The sequence below is a fragment of the Nocardia mexicana NBRC 108244 genome (assembly GCF_001613165.1).
GTDB classification, from domain to species: domain Bacteria; phylum Actinomycetota; class Actinomycetes; order Mycobacteriales; family Mycobacteriaceae; genus Nocardia; species Nocardia mexicana.
On sequence record NZ_BDBV01000024.1, the window covers coordinates 21,810 to 37,953 of the forward strand.

General features: G+C 67.9%; 15 protein-coding genes and 1 pseudogene. 7 read left to right on the forward strand and 9 right to left on the reverse strand.

What is annotated here, in order from left to right:
* Positions 1-5 precede the first annotated feature (5 nt).
* The 5 genes from narI to NM1_RS10005 all read right to left on the reverse strand — a co-directional run bounded on the left by narI (position 6) and on the right by NM1_RS10005 (position 8,311).
* The gene (narI, locus tag NM1_RS09985) at positions 6-788 is read right to left on the reverse strand and encodes a respiratory nitrate reductase subunit gamma (protein ID WP_068017100.1); all 783 of its coding nucleotides are present in this window, start codon (positions 786-788) and stop codon (positions 6-8) included.
* Positions 785-1,492 carry a nitrate reductase molybdenum cofactor assembly chaperone gene (gene narJ / locus NM1_RS09990; protein ID WP_084519338.1) on the reverse strand — a complete coding sequence of 236 codons (708 nt, stop codon included), beginning with the start codon at positions 1,490-1,492 and terminating at the stop codon, positions 785-787. The genes narI and narJ overlap by 4 nt, the downstream gene beginning before the upstream one ends.
* A complete protein-coding gene (gene narH, locus NM1_RS09995) occupies positions 1,489-3,195 on the reverse strand; it encodes a nitrate reductase subunit beta (RefSeq protein WP_068017103.1) in 1,707 nt (568 codons plus the stop codon). The genes narJ and narH overlap by 4 nt, the downstream gene beginning before the upstream one ends.
* A 28-nt stretch (positions 3,196-3,223) precedes the next feature.
* Positions 3,224-6,910, reverse strand: coding sequence for a nitrate reductase subunit alpha (locus NM1_RS10000; protein WP_246010776.1), 3,687 nt, complete (start codon positions 6,908-6,910; stop codon positions 3,224-3,226).
* Positions 6,911-7,042: 132 nt separating this feature from the next.
* Entirely contained in the window at positions 7,043-8,311 is a 1,269-nt protein-coding gene (locus tag NM1_RS10005; RefSeq protein WP_246010632.1) for an MFS transporter, read from the reverse strand.
* Between the two features lie 325 nt (positions 8,312-8,636).
* Here NM1_RS10005 and NM1_RS10010 point away from each other — a divergent pair, with 325 nt between their 5' ends.
* A complete protein-coding gene (locus tag NM1_RS10010) occupies positions 8,637-8,831 on the forward strand; it encodes a hypothetical protein (RefSeq protein ID WP_068017106.1) in 195 nt (64 codons plus the stop codon).
* Between the two features lie 279 nt (positions 8,832-9,110).
* On the opposite strand, the gene NM1_RS42140 is transcribed toward NM1_RS10010, so the two are convergent.
* Both NM1_RS42140 and NM1_RS42145 read right to left on the reverse strand, forming a co-directional pair.
* Positions 9,111-9,299 carry a hypothetical protein gene (locus NM1_RS42140; protein WP_147288790.1) on the reverse strand — a complete coding sequence of 63 codons (189 nt, stop codon included), beginning with the start codon at positions 9,297-9,299 and terminating at the stop codon, positions 9,111-9,113.
* Between the two features lie 29 nt (positions 9,300-9,328).
* Positions 9,329-9,493, reverse strand: coding sequence for a hypothetical protein (locus NM1_RS42145; protein ID WP_157123884.1), 165 nt, complete (start codon positions 9,491-9,493; stop codon positions 9,329-9,331).
* 388 nt (positions 9,494-9,881) lie between these two features.
* Here NM1_RS42145 and NM1_RS10015 point away from each other — a divergent pair, with 388 nt between their 5' ends.
* The 4 genes from NM1_RS10015 (at position 9,882) to NM1_RS10030 (ending at position 12,417) form a co-directional block, all read left to right on the forward strand.
* A complete protein-coding gene (locus NM1_RS10015) occupies positions 9,882-10,943 on the forward strand; it encodes a glycosyltransferase family 4 protein (protein WP_068017110.1) in 1,062 nt (353 codons plus the stop codon).
* Positions 10,944-11,063: 120 nt separating this feature from the next.
* On the forward strand, positions 11,064-11,318 hold the full coding sequence (locus NM1_RS10020) for a DUF1918 domain-containing protein (RefSeq protein WP_068017113.1): 255 nt from the start codon (positions 11,064-11,066) through the stop codon (positions 11,316-11,318).
* 136 nt (positions 11,319-11,454) lie between these two features.
* Positions 11,455-11,811, forward strand: coding sequence for a VOC family protein (locus NM1_RS10025; RefSeq protein WP_068017117.1), 357 nt, complete (start codon positions 11,455-11,457; stop codon positions 11,809-11,811).
* 21 nt (positions 11,812-11,832) lie between these two features.
* Entirely contained in the window at positions 11,833-12,417 is a 585-nt protein-coding gene (locus NM1_RS10030; protein WP_084519340.1) for a hypothetical protein, read from the forward strand.
* A gap of 115 nt (positions 12,418-12,532) precedes the next feature.
* Here NM1_RS10030 and NM1_RS10035 read toward each other — a convergent pair whose 3' ends face one another.
* The gene (locus tag NM1_RS10035) at positions 12,533-12,970 is read right to left on the reverse strand and encodes an SRPBCC family protein (RefSeq protein ID WP_068017121.1); all 438 of its coding nucleotides are present in this window, start codon (positions 12,968-12,970) and stop codon (positions 12,533-12,535) included.
* 202 nt (positions 12,971-13,172) lie between these two features.
* On the opposite strand from NM1_RS10035, the pseudogene NM1_RS10040 reads away from it, so the two are divergent.
* Positions 13,173-13,829, forward strand: a pseudogene (locus NM1_RS10040) (DUF4389 domain-containing protein); the annotation flags it as partial.
* Here NM1_RS10040 and NM1_RS10045 read toward each other — a convergent pair.
* On the reverse strand, positions 13,781-14,995 hold the full coding sequence (locus NM1_RS10045; RefSeq protein ID WP_281278056.1) for a 3-ketosteroid-9-alpha-monooxygenase, oxygenase component: 1,215 nt from the start codon (positions 14,993-14,995) through the stop codon (positions 13,781-13,783). The pseudogene NM1_RS10040 and the gene NM1_RS10045 overlap by 49 nt on opposite strands.
* Before the next feature lie 494 nt (positions 14,996-15,489).
* On the opposite strand from NM1_RS10045, the gene NM1_RS10050 reads away from it, so the two are divergent.
* The gene (locus NM1_RS10050; protein ID WP_068017128.1) at positions 15,490-16,029 is read left to right on the forward strand and encodes a hypothetical protein; all 540 of its coding nucleotides are present in this window, start codon (positions 15,490-15,492) and stop codon (positions 16,027-16,029) included.
* The last annotated feature ends 115 nt before the right edge of the window (positions 16,030-16,144 follow it).

Genomic DNA, 16,144 nt, shown 5'->3' on the forward strand with positions numbered 1-16,144 from the left:
CTGCGTCACCGTGTGTCCGGCGTGGACCCTGTGGGCTCCCAGCCGCGCCGGGGTGCGTGGGTGCCGAGTCCGGTGTCGCGGCTGCGGTAGACGATGTAGGGGCGGGCGAGGTAGCCGAGCGGGAACGAGAAGACGTGGACCAGGCGGCTGAACGGCCAGAACGCGAACAGTGCCCAGGCCGCGAGAACGTGGAGCTGAAAACCTATGGGAGCCAAGGTCATCAGGGCCGGATCAGGTTGGAACGTGAAGATGGAGCGGAACCACGGGGAGACCGTCTCCCGATAGTCGTGGGGGTGGCCGGTCAGGTTGCCCAGGACCGTGGTGCCCAGCCCGAGGACGATGGTGCCGATCAACAGCACGTACATGATCTTGTCGTTGCGGGTGGTGGCGCTGAAGACCGGGCCGACGGTGCGGCGGCGGTAGACGAGGATCGCGGCGCCGGTCAGGGTCGCGGCGCCCGCGACGGCGCCGAGACCTACCGCGATTGCGTGATAGGCGTTTTCGCTGATTCCGACCGCCTCGGTCCACGTCTTGGGAATGAGCAGCCCGCCGACGTGGCCGAGGACGACCAGCAGGATGCCGTAGTGGAACAGCGGGCTGCCCAGGCGTAACAGGCGGTTCTCGTAGAGCTGGGAGGAGCGGGTGGTCCAACCGAACTTGTCGTAGCGGTAGCGCCAGACGTGACCGACGACGAAGGTGGCGATCGAGAGGTAGGGCACCGCGGCCCACAGCAGAATGTCGAGGGCACTGAGGGTTTCGGTCGCGGGTGCGGCGAGGTGGGTGGTCATCGGCGGAGATCTCCCTGCGATATGACTTCGGGTGGGGCGAACGGGTCGAGGCCGACGGCTTCGTCGGGCGGTCCCGCGGCGGCGAGGTGTGCGATTCGGTCGTGGTCGCGAGATCGCAAGGGCGGCAAGGTGGCCGTCACCGAGTCGACCACGTCGGTCCACGGGGAACCGGAGTCGCACAGGCCCCGGTGCAGCAGTTCCAGACCGGCGCGGTAGCGCGTCAGCAGCTGACGGCCCGGTTCGGGGTGGGCGGCGGCAAATTCCAGAATCACCGCCAGGTGGTCGGGGAGTTCGGCGTCGTCGAGTATCAGGCCGAATCGGCGGTAGGTGTGCTTGATGCCGAGCAGGGCCATGCCGCGGTTGCGAGTGTCGCCGTGGGTGAAGTAGGTGAGGTAGGGACTGAACCGTTTGTGGTGGTCGAAGGTGGCGACGTATTCGGCGGCGAGGGTGACCGGTGGTGTGGCCGAGGCGTAGGCGAGGAATCGGGCAAGCGGGTCACCGAGGGATTCCGGAAGCGCAGCGGATACGCCGCTGATCAGTGGAAGTCGCGGTGCCAGTTGCTCGTCCGGGTAGGAGATGAGCAGTGATTGGAGCTGCCACGCGGTGCGGCACTGAGCGTCGGTGACCGTCGTGCGGTCCTTCCGGCCGAAAGTTCGGGCCTGTGTGGTGCCGCTCGGCCGTCCGCTGCGGCCGTGGACGCTCATGCCGGACGCCCCTTGCCGTTGCCCGCGGAGCCGGGTCTCGGTGTGAACAGGCCGTCGGGTCTGCCCTTACCGTCCCAGTTGAGCAGGTTGACGCGGTTGCCCTTGTCGACGGGTGCCGCGACCGTGTCCGCGGTCTGGCGGGCGTGCAGCATGCGGAGGTTCTCCACCGCGATCGGCGATGCGCCGCCGGAACTTTCGCCGAAGGGACCGGACTCGCCCGTGGTCTCCGGGCCCGCGCCGCCCATGCCGGGACCGCCGTCGTAGTCGAGGCTGCAGCCGGTGGCGAGTTGTTCGAGTCCGTGCGCCTGTTCGGCGTGGGCGGCCGGAATGACGTAGCGCTCTTCGTATTTGGCGAGTGCGAGCAGTCGATACATATCGTAGAGCTGCTCGCCGGTCATGCCGACCCGCGCCGCGATCGACTCCTTCGGTTCGCGGCCGAGATTGATGTCGCGCAGGTAGCTGCGCATGGCGGCGAGCCTGCGCAGCACGGCCGTGACCGGTGCCGGATCACCGGCGGTGAACAGCCGGGCGAGGTAGTCGACAGGAATGCGCAGGGCCTCGATGGCGGCGAACAGGTTGCCGTGGTCCTCGGCGTCGTGACCGGTGTCGCGGACGATGTCGACCACCGGGGACAGCGGCGGGATGTACCAGACCATCGGCATGGTGCGGTATTCCGGATGCAGCGGCAGCGCCACCCGGTAGGTGTTGATCAGCGAGTAGACGGGGGAGCGTTGCGCGGCGTCGATCCAGTCGCGCGGGATGCCCTCCCGCTCGGCCGCCCGCACGACCTCGGGGTCGTTGGGGTCCAACAGGATCGAGCGCTGCGCATCGTAGAGATCGGTGTCGTCGGGCGTGGCCGCGGCCTCGAGGACCCGGTCGGCGTCGTAGAGGACCAGGCCGATGTAGCGCAGCCTGCCGACACAGGTTTCCGCGCAGATGGTGGGCATGCCGGTTTCGATGCGGGGGAAACAGAAGGTGCACTTCTCGGCCTTGCCGGTGCGGTGGTTGAAATACACCTTCTTGTACGGGCAGCCGGATACGCACATCCGCCAGCCGCGGCAGCGGTCCTGGTCGACCAGCACGATGCCGTCCTCGCTGCGTTTGTAGATCGCTCCGGACGGGCAGGAGGCGGCGCAGGAGGGGTTGAGGCAGTGCTCGCAGATGCGCGGCAGATAGAACATGAAGGTCTGCTCGAACTCGAACTTCACCCGGTCCTCGAGGCCCTTGCGCATCGGATCGCGGTGGCCGTGTTCGGGCGCGCCGCCGAGGTCGTCGTCCCAGTTCGCCGACCAGGTGATCTTGGTGGGTTTACCGCTGATCAGGGACCGGGGACGAGCCACGGGTGTGTGTTGCTGCAGTGGCGCGGTGGTGAGGTCGGCGTAGTCGTAGGTCCACGGCTCGTAGTAGTCGTCCAGGCGCGGCAGCTTGGGGTTGCTGAAGATCGTCGCCAGCTTGCGCCACCGGCCGCCGCCGCGCAGCCGGAGACGGCCGCGCCGGTTCAGCGTCCACCCGCCGCGCCACCTGGTCTGGTCTTCGTACCCGCGGGGATAGCCTTCGCCGGGACGGGTTTCGACGTTGTTGAACCACACGTATTCGACGCCGGAGCGGTTGGTCCATGCCTGTTTGCAGGTGACCGAGCAGGTGTGGCAGCCGATGCATTTGTCGAGGTTCATCACCATCGCCATCTGGGCCATCGGTTTCATCGGCGCTCCTTTCGGACTCGGGACGGCATCAGTAGGTCACCTCTTGGCTGCGGCGGCGGATCACGGTGACCTCGTCGCGCTGGTTTCCGGTCGGGCCGAGATAGTTGAAGGCGAACGACAATTGGGCATATCCACCGATGAGGTGGCTGGGCTTGATCAGTAGCCGGGTCAGCGAATTGTGGATGCCGCCGCGCTTGCCGGAGGTCTCCGCGCGGGGCACGTCCACCAGCCGGTCCTGCGCGTGGTGCATGTAGACGGTGCCCTCGGGCATGCGGTGCGAGACGACCGCGCGGGCGACCACGACACCGTTGCGGTTCACCGCCTCGATCCAGTCGTTGTCCGCGACACCGATTTTCGCGGCGTCGAGATCGGACATCCAGACCGTGGGGCCGCCGCGGGACAGGCTGAGCATGAACAGGTTGTCCTGGTACTCCGAGTGAATCGACCACTTGCTGTGCGGGGTGAGGTACCGGACGGTGATCTCGGTGCCGCGACCGTCGGCGGGCTCGCCGAGTTGCCCGATCGCCGGTTCGCTGAACAATGCGGTCATGTTCAGCGGCGGCCGGAACACCGGAAGCTGTTCGCCGAGTTCGGCGATCCAGTCGTGGTCGAGATAGAAGTGCTGGCGACCGGTCAGCGTATGCCAGGGCTTGAGTCGTTCGACGTTGATGGTGAACGGCGAATATCGGCGCCCGCCGGTCTCGCTGCCCGACCACTCGGGTGAGGTGATCACGGGAACCGGTGCGGATTGCGTGTCGGCGAAGGTGATTCGCTTGCCCTCGTGTTCGGCGGCGAGGTCGGCCAGCGGGGTTCCGGTGCGCTGCTCCAGTTTCCGGAAACCCTGCGTCGCCAGGTGGCCGTTGGTCGTTCCCGACAGCGCGAGGATCGCTTCGCAGGCGTCGATATCGCGGCGCAGTGACGGGCGTCCGCCTGCCGGTCCGCCGCGGACGGTGCCGTTCTTGTGGGCGAGATGGTCGATTTCGCGGTCGACGGTGAAGGTGACGCCCTTGGTGGTGGCGCCGAGGGTGTCCAGGAGTGGTCCCAGTGCGCCCATCTTCGCCGCGACGGCGCCGTAATCGCGTTCCACCACGGTCAGTTTCGGCATGGTGACGCCCGGAATCGGTTCGCACTCACCGGTTTTCCAGTCGCGCACGACGCCGTGCGGGGTGGCCAGCTCGTCGGGTGTGTCGTGCAGCAGGGGAGTGGCGACCACGTCGCGGCGGACGCCGAGGTGCTCGGCGGCGAGGCGGCTGAACGCCTCGCCGATCGCCTGGAACGCCTGCCAGTCGGTGCGGGTCTGCCACGGCGGCGGGATCGCGGGGTTGAACGAGTGCACGAACGGGTGCATGTCGGTGGTGTTCAGGTCGTGCTTTTCGTACCAGGTCGCCGCGGGCAGGACGACATCGGAGAAGATCGTGGTGCTGGTCATCCGGAAGTCCAGGGACAGCAGCAGATCCAGCTTCCCGACCGGAGCCTCGTCACGCCACACCACATCGCGCGGCCGCAGTCCGGGCGGTGCCGGTTCGGCGCGCAGCGAGGAATCGGTGCCGAGCAGATGCTTCAGGAAATACTCGTTGCCCTTGGCGGAGGAACCCAGCAGATTGGCCCGCCACACGGTGAGCACCCGCGGAAAGTTCTGGGGCGCATCGGGATCCTCGCACGCGAACCGCAGCCGCCCCGACTTCAGCTCGGACACCACGTGTTCGGCGACCGGTACACCCGACCGTTCCGCCTCGTCGGCGATGTCGAGCGGGTTGCGGTCGAAGGTGGGATACGACGGCATCCATCCCATTCGCGCGGACTGGGCGATGATATCGGCGGTCGACATGCCCGCCCAGCGACCACCGGGACCGGCCGCGGCGAGGGTGTCGACGCCGAACCGGTCGTAGCGGAACTGGTCGGTATGCAGGTACCAGTAGGCGGTCTGGATCATCTGGCGCGGCGGCCGCGACCAGTCCAGGCCGAACGCCAGCTGCGACCACCCGGTGATCGGACGGCATTTCTCCTGCCCGACGTAGTGGGCCCAGCCGCCGCCGTTGACGCCCTGGCACCCGGTGAGCGTGGTCAGCGCCAGAAATGCGCGATAGATGGTGTCGGAGTGGAACCAGTGGTTGGTGCCCGCGCCCATGAGGATCATCGAGCGGCCGCGCGATTGTTCGGCATTGGCGGCGAACTCGCGGGCGATGCGGGCCGCGGCCGCTGCGGGCACGCCGGTGATCGGTTCCTGCCAGGCCGGTGTGTACGGTGCCGTCGCGTCGTCGTAGCCGCTCGGCCAGTCACCGGGCAGGCGGTCGCGCCGGACGCCGTACTGGGCGAGCAGGAGATCGAACACCGTGGTGACCAGGTGCCCGCCGACACGACGAACGGGAACTCCGCGCCGCACGGCCTCGTCGGGCAGGTCGAAGCGCGGCAGCCGAACCTCGGCGACCTCGCCGCTGCCGACCGCCGACAGCAGCGGGTCGACCTCGCCGAGGTCGAGATTCCAGCGGCCCGCGCCGTCCTCGCCGTAGCGGAAGCCGAGGGAACCGTTGGGCGCCACCGGGTTTCCGTCGTCGCCGAGCAGCACGGTCTTGAACGCCGCGTTGGGCTCGGTGGCGAATTCGGCGAGATCGGCGGCGGTGAGGAACTTTCCGGGCCGGTACGCGTCGCGCGGGGTCGTCGTGTCGTTTCCGGCGCGGATCGGGCCGGGGTCTTCGGGCTCGAGCCGGACCAGGAAAGGCAGGTCGGTATAGCGCTTCACGTAGTCGGTGAAGTACGGCACCTGCCGGTCCACGAAGAATTCCCGCAGGATCACGTGGCCCATTGCCAGGGCGAGAGCGCCATCGGTACCGGGTTGCGCGGGCAGCCATTCGTCGGCGAATTTCACGTTGTCGGCGTAGTCGGGCGCGACGGCGATCACCTTCTGGCCGCGGTAGCGGGCCTCCGCCATCCAGTGCGCGTCGGGCGTGCGGGTGACCGGCACGTTCGACCCCCACATGATCAAATATCCGGCGTCCCACCAGTCCCCGGACTCCGGGACGTCGGTCTGGTCGCCGAACATCTGTGGCGAGGCCACGGGAAGGTCGGCGTACCAGTCGTAGAACGAGAGCATGGTGCCGCCCAGCAGCGAGACGAAGCGGGCGCCGGAGGCGTGCGACACCATCGACATCGCCGGGATGGGCGAGAAGCCCGCGATCCGGTCCGGGCCGTAGGTCTTGATCGTGTGCACGTGTGCGGCGGCGATCAGTTCGGTGGCTTCCTCCCAGGTCGCCCGCACCAGACCACCGTGCCCGCGCGCGGCTTTGTACTGCCGCGCGGTCTCGGGACTTTCGACGATGGACGCCCAGGCGTCGACCGGATTCCCGGTGCGCGCCTTCGCTTCTCGATACAGTTCGAGTAACACGCCGCGGATGTAGGGATAGCGCACCCGCGTGGGCGAATAGGTGTACCAGGAGAACGCCGCCCCGCGCGGGCAGCCCCGCGGCTCGTACTCCGGACGGTCCGGGCCCACCGAGGGATAGTCGGTCTGCTGAGTCTCCCAGGTGATGATGCCGTCCTTGACATACACCTTCCACGAACACGATCCGGTGCAGTTCACCCCGTGCGTCGAACGCACCACCTTGTCATGCGACCAGCGATCCCGATAGAACTCGTCCGCGTCCCGGCCGCCGACCTTGTGCACGGTGCGCAGATCATCGGAAACCTCTGCGTGAGTGAAGAATCGGCGGGTTCGCACGAGTGCGTCGGTGAACTCGTTGTCGAGCCCGGGACGATGGTCGGGCGGCTCGATGTCGGTACTCACGTACTCTCCTTCCACCGGACGCGGCCGGTGCATAAATCGCAGTGTGGCAGTCGAATTGGGGGAATCTCAGCGAGTTCGGGCCGATGCGGACGGCATCCGGCGACGCACCGCGGTCGCGGCGAACACGCCGGTTCCCGCGGCCACCACCGCCAATGCCGCCAGGCCCAGTGCATAGCTGTCGTACGCGCCGTACACCGCGCCCATGACCAGCGGCGGCACGAACCCGCCCAGCCCGCCGGCGGCGCCGACCATTCCGGTCACCGAACCCACCCGCGCCGCCGGGGCAAGCAGCGCGACGAGCGCGAACACGGCGCCGCTGGCGGCGCCCAGCGCGGCGGCCATGGACAGGAACGCGATCGTGGCGACCGGCAGCAACACCGGTGTGAACGCCTGCGCCGCCGCGGCGGCTGTCACGACCGCCATCGACACCGCGAGCACCCGCACCGGGTCGAACCGGTCCGACAGCCAGCCGCCGGTCGGACGCATGACCACGGCCAGCAGCACGAACCCGGCCATCCGGGCCGACGCATCCGATTGCGACAGGCCGTAGGCGGTCTTCAGATACGCGGGCAGGTAGACGGAGAAGGCGACGTACCCGCCGAAGGCGACGGCGTACAGCAACGCCGCCTGCCAGGTCACCACCATGCGCGCCGTCAGCGCCAACCGGTGCACCAGCGTCTCGGTGGGCACCGCGCGGCCCGGCGCATCGCGCAGGAAGGCGGCCGCCACCGCGGCGTAGATCGCCAGCGCCGCCGCGGTCACCAGGAACGGGGTGGCCACATCACCCGCGTCCACGAGCTGCACGGTCGTCAGCGCGCTGATGGCGGTGCCGCCCATCCCGGCCCCGAATACGCCGATCGCCAAGCCACGGCGCCGCGGCGGGAACCAGGCGTTGACGAACGGCACGCCGATCGCGAACGCGGTACCACCGATACCGAGGAAGAACCCGCCGATCAGCAGCGCGAGCAGCGAACCGTGGTCGACGAGGCCGATATACAGCACCGGCACGATCGTGGCGGCCGACACCAGCGGGAACATCACCCTGCCGCCGAACCGATCGGTCAACGCTCCCACCGGGATTCGGCCGAGCGACCCGACGACGACCGGCACGGCCACCAGCAGCGCCTGCTGAAAGGCCGTGAGCCCCAGCGAATCCTTGAACAACGGCCCCAGCGGGCTCAGCAATGCCCAGGCCCAGAAATTGATCGCGAACCCCAGCGTCGCCAGCGCCAGCATGATGCCGCGGGATCCCGGGCGGGGCGTCATGGCTCCGCGCCCGGGGTCCGGGAGCGGCTGTCCGGTAGGCATCTCGATGCTGTGGTCGGTCGTGCTCATGGCCACATCTCTCCACTCGTCCGAATGCCGCCTTGTCCGGCGGCACCCCGAGCATCCATCGGGGGAGTTACGAGCCAGTAGGGTCGACCGATTTCACCCGGAATGACCATCGGCCCTACGGCGCTCCTCGTACTTCCCACGCTTTCCGCCCTCAAACCCGCCTCGCCGCCGGGACCGGACACGGCACTGCCTGGTAACGGTCGGGCAAACCCGGCCCCGCGCGGTGCCGTTGGTACCGCGCGCCGGTGGCGATGGGCCCTGCTCCCGGAGGCCCCGACGAGAGCAACCTGAACGTGATGTCCGTTATCGAAAAGGAGGCCCGGCGATGAGAACGGACCCGAACCGCTCCCCACTGCGTGAGCGGGATCTGCTGATGGCCGTCGTCGGAATTGTCACGGTGCTGGTGGTGGGTGCGCTGGTTGCGCTGGGGCTGCTGCACTTCGGATTTCTCGTCGTGACTCTCGGCGCGGTGGCCGGTGTGATCCTGGTGCGGCTGGCGGAGTCCGGCCGCTGGTCGTGAGCGTCGGCCGCGGAGGTGCCGAGATGCTCTGACACGTCCACGCCTACGTGTGGGGCCCTGTCGTCAGCGCGCCCGTATTTCGTCCTCCCAGCTGTGGGCGGCCGCTATGAAGGTATCGGTCTGGTGCCCCAACGGCGGTGTCACGGAGCGTGAGGTAGTCGTCGGGGCCTGATCGGCGGGGTCGGATGTGACGAGCCGCCGCGGTACCTCGGACCGCGTGCCGTTCGCCATCGAATTGTTCGGCGACGAAACGCCGCCGTCGGCCGGCAACCTTCCCGGTCAGCTCCACCGCCCGTGTACGCGGGGCGCGGGGCGGTCGTCGGTGCGCATCGCGAACAGCAGCAGCACGACGCCGGCGGCGCCCATCAGGGCGCACAGCAGCACGGCAGGTAACGCCGCGATGAGCGCGAGTGCGGCGAGCAGGACCGTCAGTGCGATCACACAGAGCGGTGCGTAACGAATCATCATGGCCGAGAATCCCTTCCGCGCTGGTTCCGTCAGCTCCTGCCCGAACCGGGCAGCCCCTCGGGCCGCGGGATGCGATGGGCATGCTGAGCCGCGGATACCCAGCGAGCGGTGTCGCATTCGCCGCCCGGCAGCTCGCGGGTGGAGCCCTGGGCCGACGCGAAGATCACCGCGGTACGAGATGTGTTCGTCTCCATGCCCCGAGCCTCCGCCCGCCCTGCTCGGCTGGTGAGAGGCGACGTACCTGAGGGCGCCGGGACCAACGTCATCCGCAAGGGAGCGCGAGAGGTGCGGGCACGCGGCAGTTCCCGCCCCGCATGACCGCGCCCCCCACGAGCACAGCGGGCTGGGGAGCGGTATCGGGATGCGGTCGAAATCCCCTCGGCCATAGAGGCGTTCGGACATGCCCTCGGGAGTAGCGGATGTTTCGGCGGCGGTGACGAACGGCCCTGCCCAGGATGCCGCGGCCACGGTGTCATTGAGGCGCAACGTATCCCGCCGGTCGGTTTCCACGCGGCCGACGGTTGTGTCCGAGGTTTCGCGGCACGCCCGGAGGGCGCGCGCCGATGGAGTAGAGGAGAGCATATGCGCATCGGTTTGATCGCGCCGCCCTGGGTGCCGGTTCCACCGCCGGCGTACGGCGGCACCGAGGCGGTGGTCGACAACCTGGCCCGCGGGCTGGCCGCGCTCGGGCACGAGGTACGGCTGTTCACCGTGGGCGAGTCGACCTGCCCGGTGCGGCGGGAACACCTGTACGAGCGGCCCTTCACCCCGATCGGCGTGGCGGTGCCGGAGGCCGCGCACGTGCTGGCGGCCTACGACGCACTCGCCGATGTCGACATCATTCACGACCACACCGCGCTCGGCCCGCTGATCGGGCCGCGCGAGGACGGACCGCCGGTGGTGAGCACCTGCCACGGGCCGTTCGACGAGATGAACCACCGCAATATCGCGGCCTTCGCCGACCGAGTATGGGTGGTGGCGATCTCCCACGCGCAGAAGCGATTCGGAGCGCCGATCCCGATCTCGGCGGTGATCCACCACGGCATCGATCTCGACACCTACCGCTACGGCGACGGCGGTGGGGGATACCTGATGTGGATCGGGCGTATGTGCGCCGACAAGGGTCCGCATCGGGCGCTCGAGGTCGCGCGCGCGGCGGGCCGGAAGTTGGTGATGGTGAGCAAGATTCGAGAAGACGCGGAGCGCGCGTTCTACGAGCAGCAGGTCCGGCCGCTGCTGGGTTCCGGGGATCCCGAGCCGCTGGAACTGCCCGCGGCCGAGCGGGTTCGGCTGCTGCGCCGCGCGGATGCACTGCTCAATCCGATCGACTGGCCGGAACCGTTCGGTCTGGTGATGGCCGAGGCATTGGCCTGCGGCACACCGGTTCTCGCGTTCCCGCACGGCGCGGCACCGGAGATCGTCGACCATGGGCGGACCGGTTTCCTGTGCGCGGATCGCGCGGCAATGCGGGAGGCGGTCGAGCGGATCGCGTCGATCGACCGGCGTGCTTGCCGCGCCGCGGTCGAACGGCGATTCTCCCTGGCGCGCATGGCGCGCGATCACGTCGCCCTCTATCAGCGGATCCTGCACAGCACCCGTCGTCCTTCGATACGCGGCGTGGTGGCGGCGACCGGGGTGGCGTAACCGTGGCGGCGAGGGCACCGGTCCGATGCCCTTGCCGCCGTGGACCTATGGCCCTGTCCGGGCAAGCCGAGCGTCGAGATCATCGATTGATCACCGGATGACGATGAGGAGTGCGCGGTTATGCGAGCGAAAGCGGGGGACTGGCTGGTCGTGGAGGGTCGCGCGGTCGGTGGCACCGTGCGGCGCGGCCTGATCGAGGAGGTCCGGGGCGCCGGCGGCGGCCCGCCGTTCCTCGTGCACTGGTCGGATACCGGGCATCGCGCCCTGACCTTTCCGGGACCCGACGCCCACGTCCTGAGCGCCGAGGACCTGCGCGCCCAGGAGCGGGCCGCCGAGGCGCGCTTCCTGCCGGGACTCGGTGGGCAAACACGCTGAGGTGGAAGGGGTTTCGATGGACATCATGTGGATCATCCCGCTCATCGCGGTCGTCAGTTGCGTCATCATCGTGGTGGGATTCGTCATGGGCTTCCCCGACAAGTGATCTCTCGGCGAATCGAAGAAAGGCGAAACCATGAACCATCCCGTTGTGCATTGGGAGATCGGCGGGCCGGATGCGGCGGCTCTGCGCGAGTTCTACGGTAAGGCGTTCGGCTGGACCATGACCACCGCCGATCCCGCCTACACGCTGGTCGACGCGGTCGATCAGGGGTTGGGTGGTGGCATCATGCAGACCACGGAGGGTATACCGCCGTACGTGACGGTCTATATCCGTACCGGGGATCTGGAGGCCAAGCTCGCCGAGCTCGAGGAACTCGGCGGCACCGTGGTCGTGCCGCCGACCGTCATCGCCGACACGATGTCGTTCGCGTTGTTCACCGATCCCGGTGGCGCGGTCGTGGGCCTGTTGCAGGACGACGCGGCCCGCTGAGGGCGCGAACACGCGCGTGCCGTGAATTCGATGCTGCCGTATCTGGCCTTCATCGCGGTGGTATTCGCGGTGAATCTGATGCCGGCGTTCGGTCCTCCCACCGCCCTGGTGGTGGTGTTGCTGAAGCTGAACTGGCAGCTGGAGCCGGTCGCCGTCGTCATCCTCGGCGCGTTCGCCGCGGGCGCCGGTCGTTATCTGCTCGCGCGGGCCACATTCCGTCTTCGCGGCCGCCTCAGCGCGCGTCGCAAGGCGAGTTTGCAGGCCGCCGCCGATTACGTCACCGGACGCCGTTACCGTTCGCTGGCCGGGCTCGTACTGTTCCTGATTTCCCCGCTGCCGTCGGCGCAAATGTTCGAGGGGGCCGGGCTGATGGGCGTGCGCCTGCTTCCGATAACCGCCGCGCACATCGGCGGCAGGCTCGTCAGTTTCTCGTTCTACGTCAGTGTCACCGCCGTCGCCGAGCGAAATCTCGGCGACGCGTTCCTGGACTCGCTCACCTCGCCCGTCGGCGTCGCCGTGCAGGTCACGCTGCTCGCCGCCGTCGTCCTGCTCGCCCGGATCGATTGGACGAAGTACCTGCCGGGCGTGGCGAAGCCGCAGCAGTGACCATCGCGCCGCGGTTTGCGCGGGCGATCCCACATCTGCACGGCGGCGCCCTCGAACTCAGCGCCGATCCGGCCCGGGTGGGGTAGGCCGATCAGCGCACGCGGTGGTAGCCGAGCTACGGCGCTCCCTCGAGCACAGCCTTGATATCGGAAAGTCGTTGCAGGAGGCGGGGACGCATGCGTCGCTCGACGAACCGGCTCAGCCATCGGACGGGCTTTCGTGTCCGCACGGTTTCGCGATGGTGCAGGACGCTGCCCGCGGCGACCGGCTCGATTTCGTAGCTCAGCCTCCCGATAAGCCACCGGCTGTGGAAGGTCATGCCGAGCCGGTGCGGCGGATCGGCGGCGGTGACGACGCTCTCCACGTGGAACCAGCAGCCCGGCGCGACCTTCACCCATTCGTGCCAACGGGTACCGGTTGTCGTCGGGCCGGTGGGCTCCTTGATCATGCGTACCTCGGCGCTGCGAGGTATCGGTTCGAAGTCCTGGATATCGGCGAGCATCGCGTAGACCGCCGCCGGTGGGCGCCCGATGGCCACCGATAGATCGATCATGGGTGCATCGTGGGGCGATCGAGCGGGCGGGGACAGGGTCGAATGTCCGGTCGTATTGCGACTTTCAGTCCCGAAGAAGACTTCCCAGCACCCTTCGCACCCGCCGGGACGCGCGTGATCCTGGATCGACGGGGCTTGCAGCACCCGTTGTACCGCGATCCGCTGAGGAGTGTCGACCATGAATCCCGAAGGCTCACCCGGTTACCCGGTCGCCGTGCGCGGCGAACTGGACGAATCGTTGTCGCGCTGGCTGTGGCTGGTGAAATGGCTGCTGGCCATCCCGCACTTCATCGTGCTGTTCTTCCTGTGGATCGCGTTCGTCGTGCTCACGGTGGTCGCCGGCGTCGCGATCCTGTTCACCGGCCGCTATCCGCGTGCGCTCTTCGATTTCAATGTCGGGGTGATGCGTTGGTCGTGGCGGGTCCAGTTCTATTCGTACGCGGCCCTGGGCACCGACAGATACCCGCCGTTCACCTTGCGCCCCACCGACTATCCCGCCGATCTGCAGGTGGACTACCCGGAGCGGTTGTCGCGTGGCCTGGTACTGGTCAAGTGGTGGCTGCTGGCCATCCCGCACTACCTCGTCGTGGGCGCGATGATCGGGGGCGGGGTGTCGTTCGGCAAGGAGAACGACAACACCACCGTGCCCCTGTTGGGCGTCCTCGTTCTCATCGCGGCGGTGGCGCTGCTGTTCACGGCCCGGTACCCGCGGCGGCTCTTCGATTTCGTCGTCGGCATCAACCGCTGGCTGTACCGGGTGCTGGCCTACGCCGCCCTGATGCGTGACGAGTATCCGCCCTTCCGTCTCGATCAGGGGCCCTCCGAACCGGGCGAAGGGACACGGGCCGCAGCTTCGTGATCCGCTCGGCGCAGGTTCTCCGTCACCTCGGCCTCCCACACCTCGTTGGCCCGGGTGGTGTCGACCTCGAATTCGAACCGCCGGGTCATCATCGGGTCGATCGCGGCGACGTCGACGTAGAACTGCTCATACCAGCGGCGTAGCTGGTAGACCGGGCCGTCCTCGCTGCACAGCAGCGGATTGTCGATCTTGGACTTGTGTTTCCAGATCTCGACGTCCTGCAGAAAACCCTCGCCGATCCCCTCGGTCATCTTCGAGGCCAGCCGATCGGCGGCGCCGTCCGTGAGGCCGGTGGGTTTTTCGAGGGTGATGCCCCATTGCAGGACGAACGAGTCGTGCGTGACCGGGTAGTGGCAATTGACGAGAACGCTGTCGACCTCGAAGCCGCCGTAGCTGTTGCGGAGCGGGTTGATCATGTAGGACGGCCCGAAGTAGCTGGCCTCGGACCGGAGCAGGGTGTCGCCGCCGTACTTGGCGGCCATGCCGATGTCGGGGCGGCCCTTGGTCTTCAGGTATTGGGTGGCGACGTGGCCTTCGAAGACGTTCTTGAAGTAGGTCGGGAAGGCGTAGTGGATATAGAAGAAATGCGCCATATCCACGATGTTGTCGATGATCTCGCGGCAGTTGGAGCCCTCGATGAGAATCGAGTTCCAGGTCCACGGCGTCCACGCGCTGTCGTGGGTATCGGTGAAGTTGCCGACGTCGTCGGTGTAGGGCCCTTCGATGTAGGGGATCGTCACCTCCGGCGCGGGTGGATTTCCTTCGTGGTCGTGCCAGACGAACAGTTGCCCGTTGCGTTCCAAGGTCGGCCAGGTGTTCGTGCGCGCCAGCGGCGATACGCGCCGGGCGTAGGGAATGCCTTTGCAGAGGCCGTCGCCGCCCCACCGCCAATCGTGGAACGGGCAGGCGATGTCGTCGCCCCGAACTGTGCCCGCGGACAGGTCGCCGCCGAGGTGCCGGCAGTACGCGTCGAGCACGTTCAACCGGTTCCGGCTGTCTGCCCAGATGGCGAGCTTGGTGCCGAATGCGTTGACCGCGTGGGGGTTTCGGTCCCGGAAGGACTCGGCGAGCCCCAGGCAGTGCCAGCCCCTGGCGTAGCGGGTGGGCAGGGAGCCCACATCGATCTCACGGGTGTTCCCGCCGCGCGGCATGGGAGGTGTCACCATCAGCAACTCCTCGGAAGAATAGAAGAACAGGTTACAGTTTTGGATATCCTTGATCGGGAGCGGCTCCTGGAGAATGGTCTAAAGCCCCTAATGTTAATGATATTTCGCCTGCACAACGTCTTGCTTCGGGCGGCTTCCACTGAAGGAACGCGTTACATATCTGGTACCGGGGATGCCGTTCTGGGACCGGTGGGGTCTCAGGCGATCGCGCCGGTCAGCACCAGAACCCCCGCGGTAAGTAGCGCGACGGCCTTCACCAGTTCCAGGGCGACGTATGCGTGGTGGCTGCGGGACCGCGGACAACTATCGGCCATCCCAGGGGCGGTGACCCGATGCCGAAGACCTTCGAACGTGGGCCGACGGTCTACTGCGTGGGCGGGCATCGGCGTTTCCGATCCCGGGACCAATGCCACTGTGGCACAAGGGCTGTCGTCCCTCGTCGTGTGGTCGGCAGGCTCAGGCGCGGACCGGCCGATCCGTGCGACCGTTGGCTGGTGTATTTCACAGCGAGCTGGGGCGTCCTGGTAACGGGGGTGGTCGGGGTGGCAGGTGTCGCCGGGGCGATCGCGTCGGCGTGGATCACCCAGTACTTCGCGAACACCAGGTTTCGGCTCGAACGGCTGGATGCCCGTTATCAGGCGCAGCGGGAAGCGATCGCCGAAGTCGTCGCGGTCGCGGCCAGGATCGTGGCCAACAGCCGGGTGGTGACGACGTCCGCCCTGAGTCGAACCGACGAGGACGGAGTCGCCCTCGCGGTCGACGGTCTGCAGCACGACCGCGTGGCGATGTCGTTGGTCGTCGCCCGCGCCAAACTCACCGTCAGCGATGCCGATGTGCTGAACTGCCTGGCCGCCGTGGACGACGGTGCCGGGGACGCGACGCACAGCGCGCTGACGTTCGTCGAGGACCGCCGCCGGGGTTCCGGCATCGACGGCAGGGTGGCGCTGCACACGGCGAACGACCTGCACAAGCACTCCAACGAGCTGGTGATGACCGCGCGGGCGCGCCTGTCGGTTTCGGAGCATGCCGATTGACCTAGGCTCCGCTGACCGGTGCCCCCCCGGCCGTGTCGGGACGGTCGATTCGACGTTGTGGGGCCGAAGGACCCCTGGCGGCCTCGAAGTGGAGGACGGCGCGAGACCATGTGCC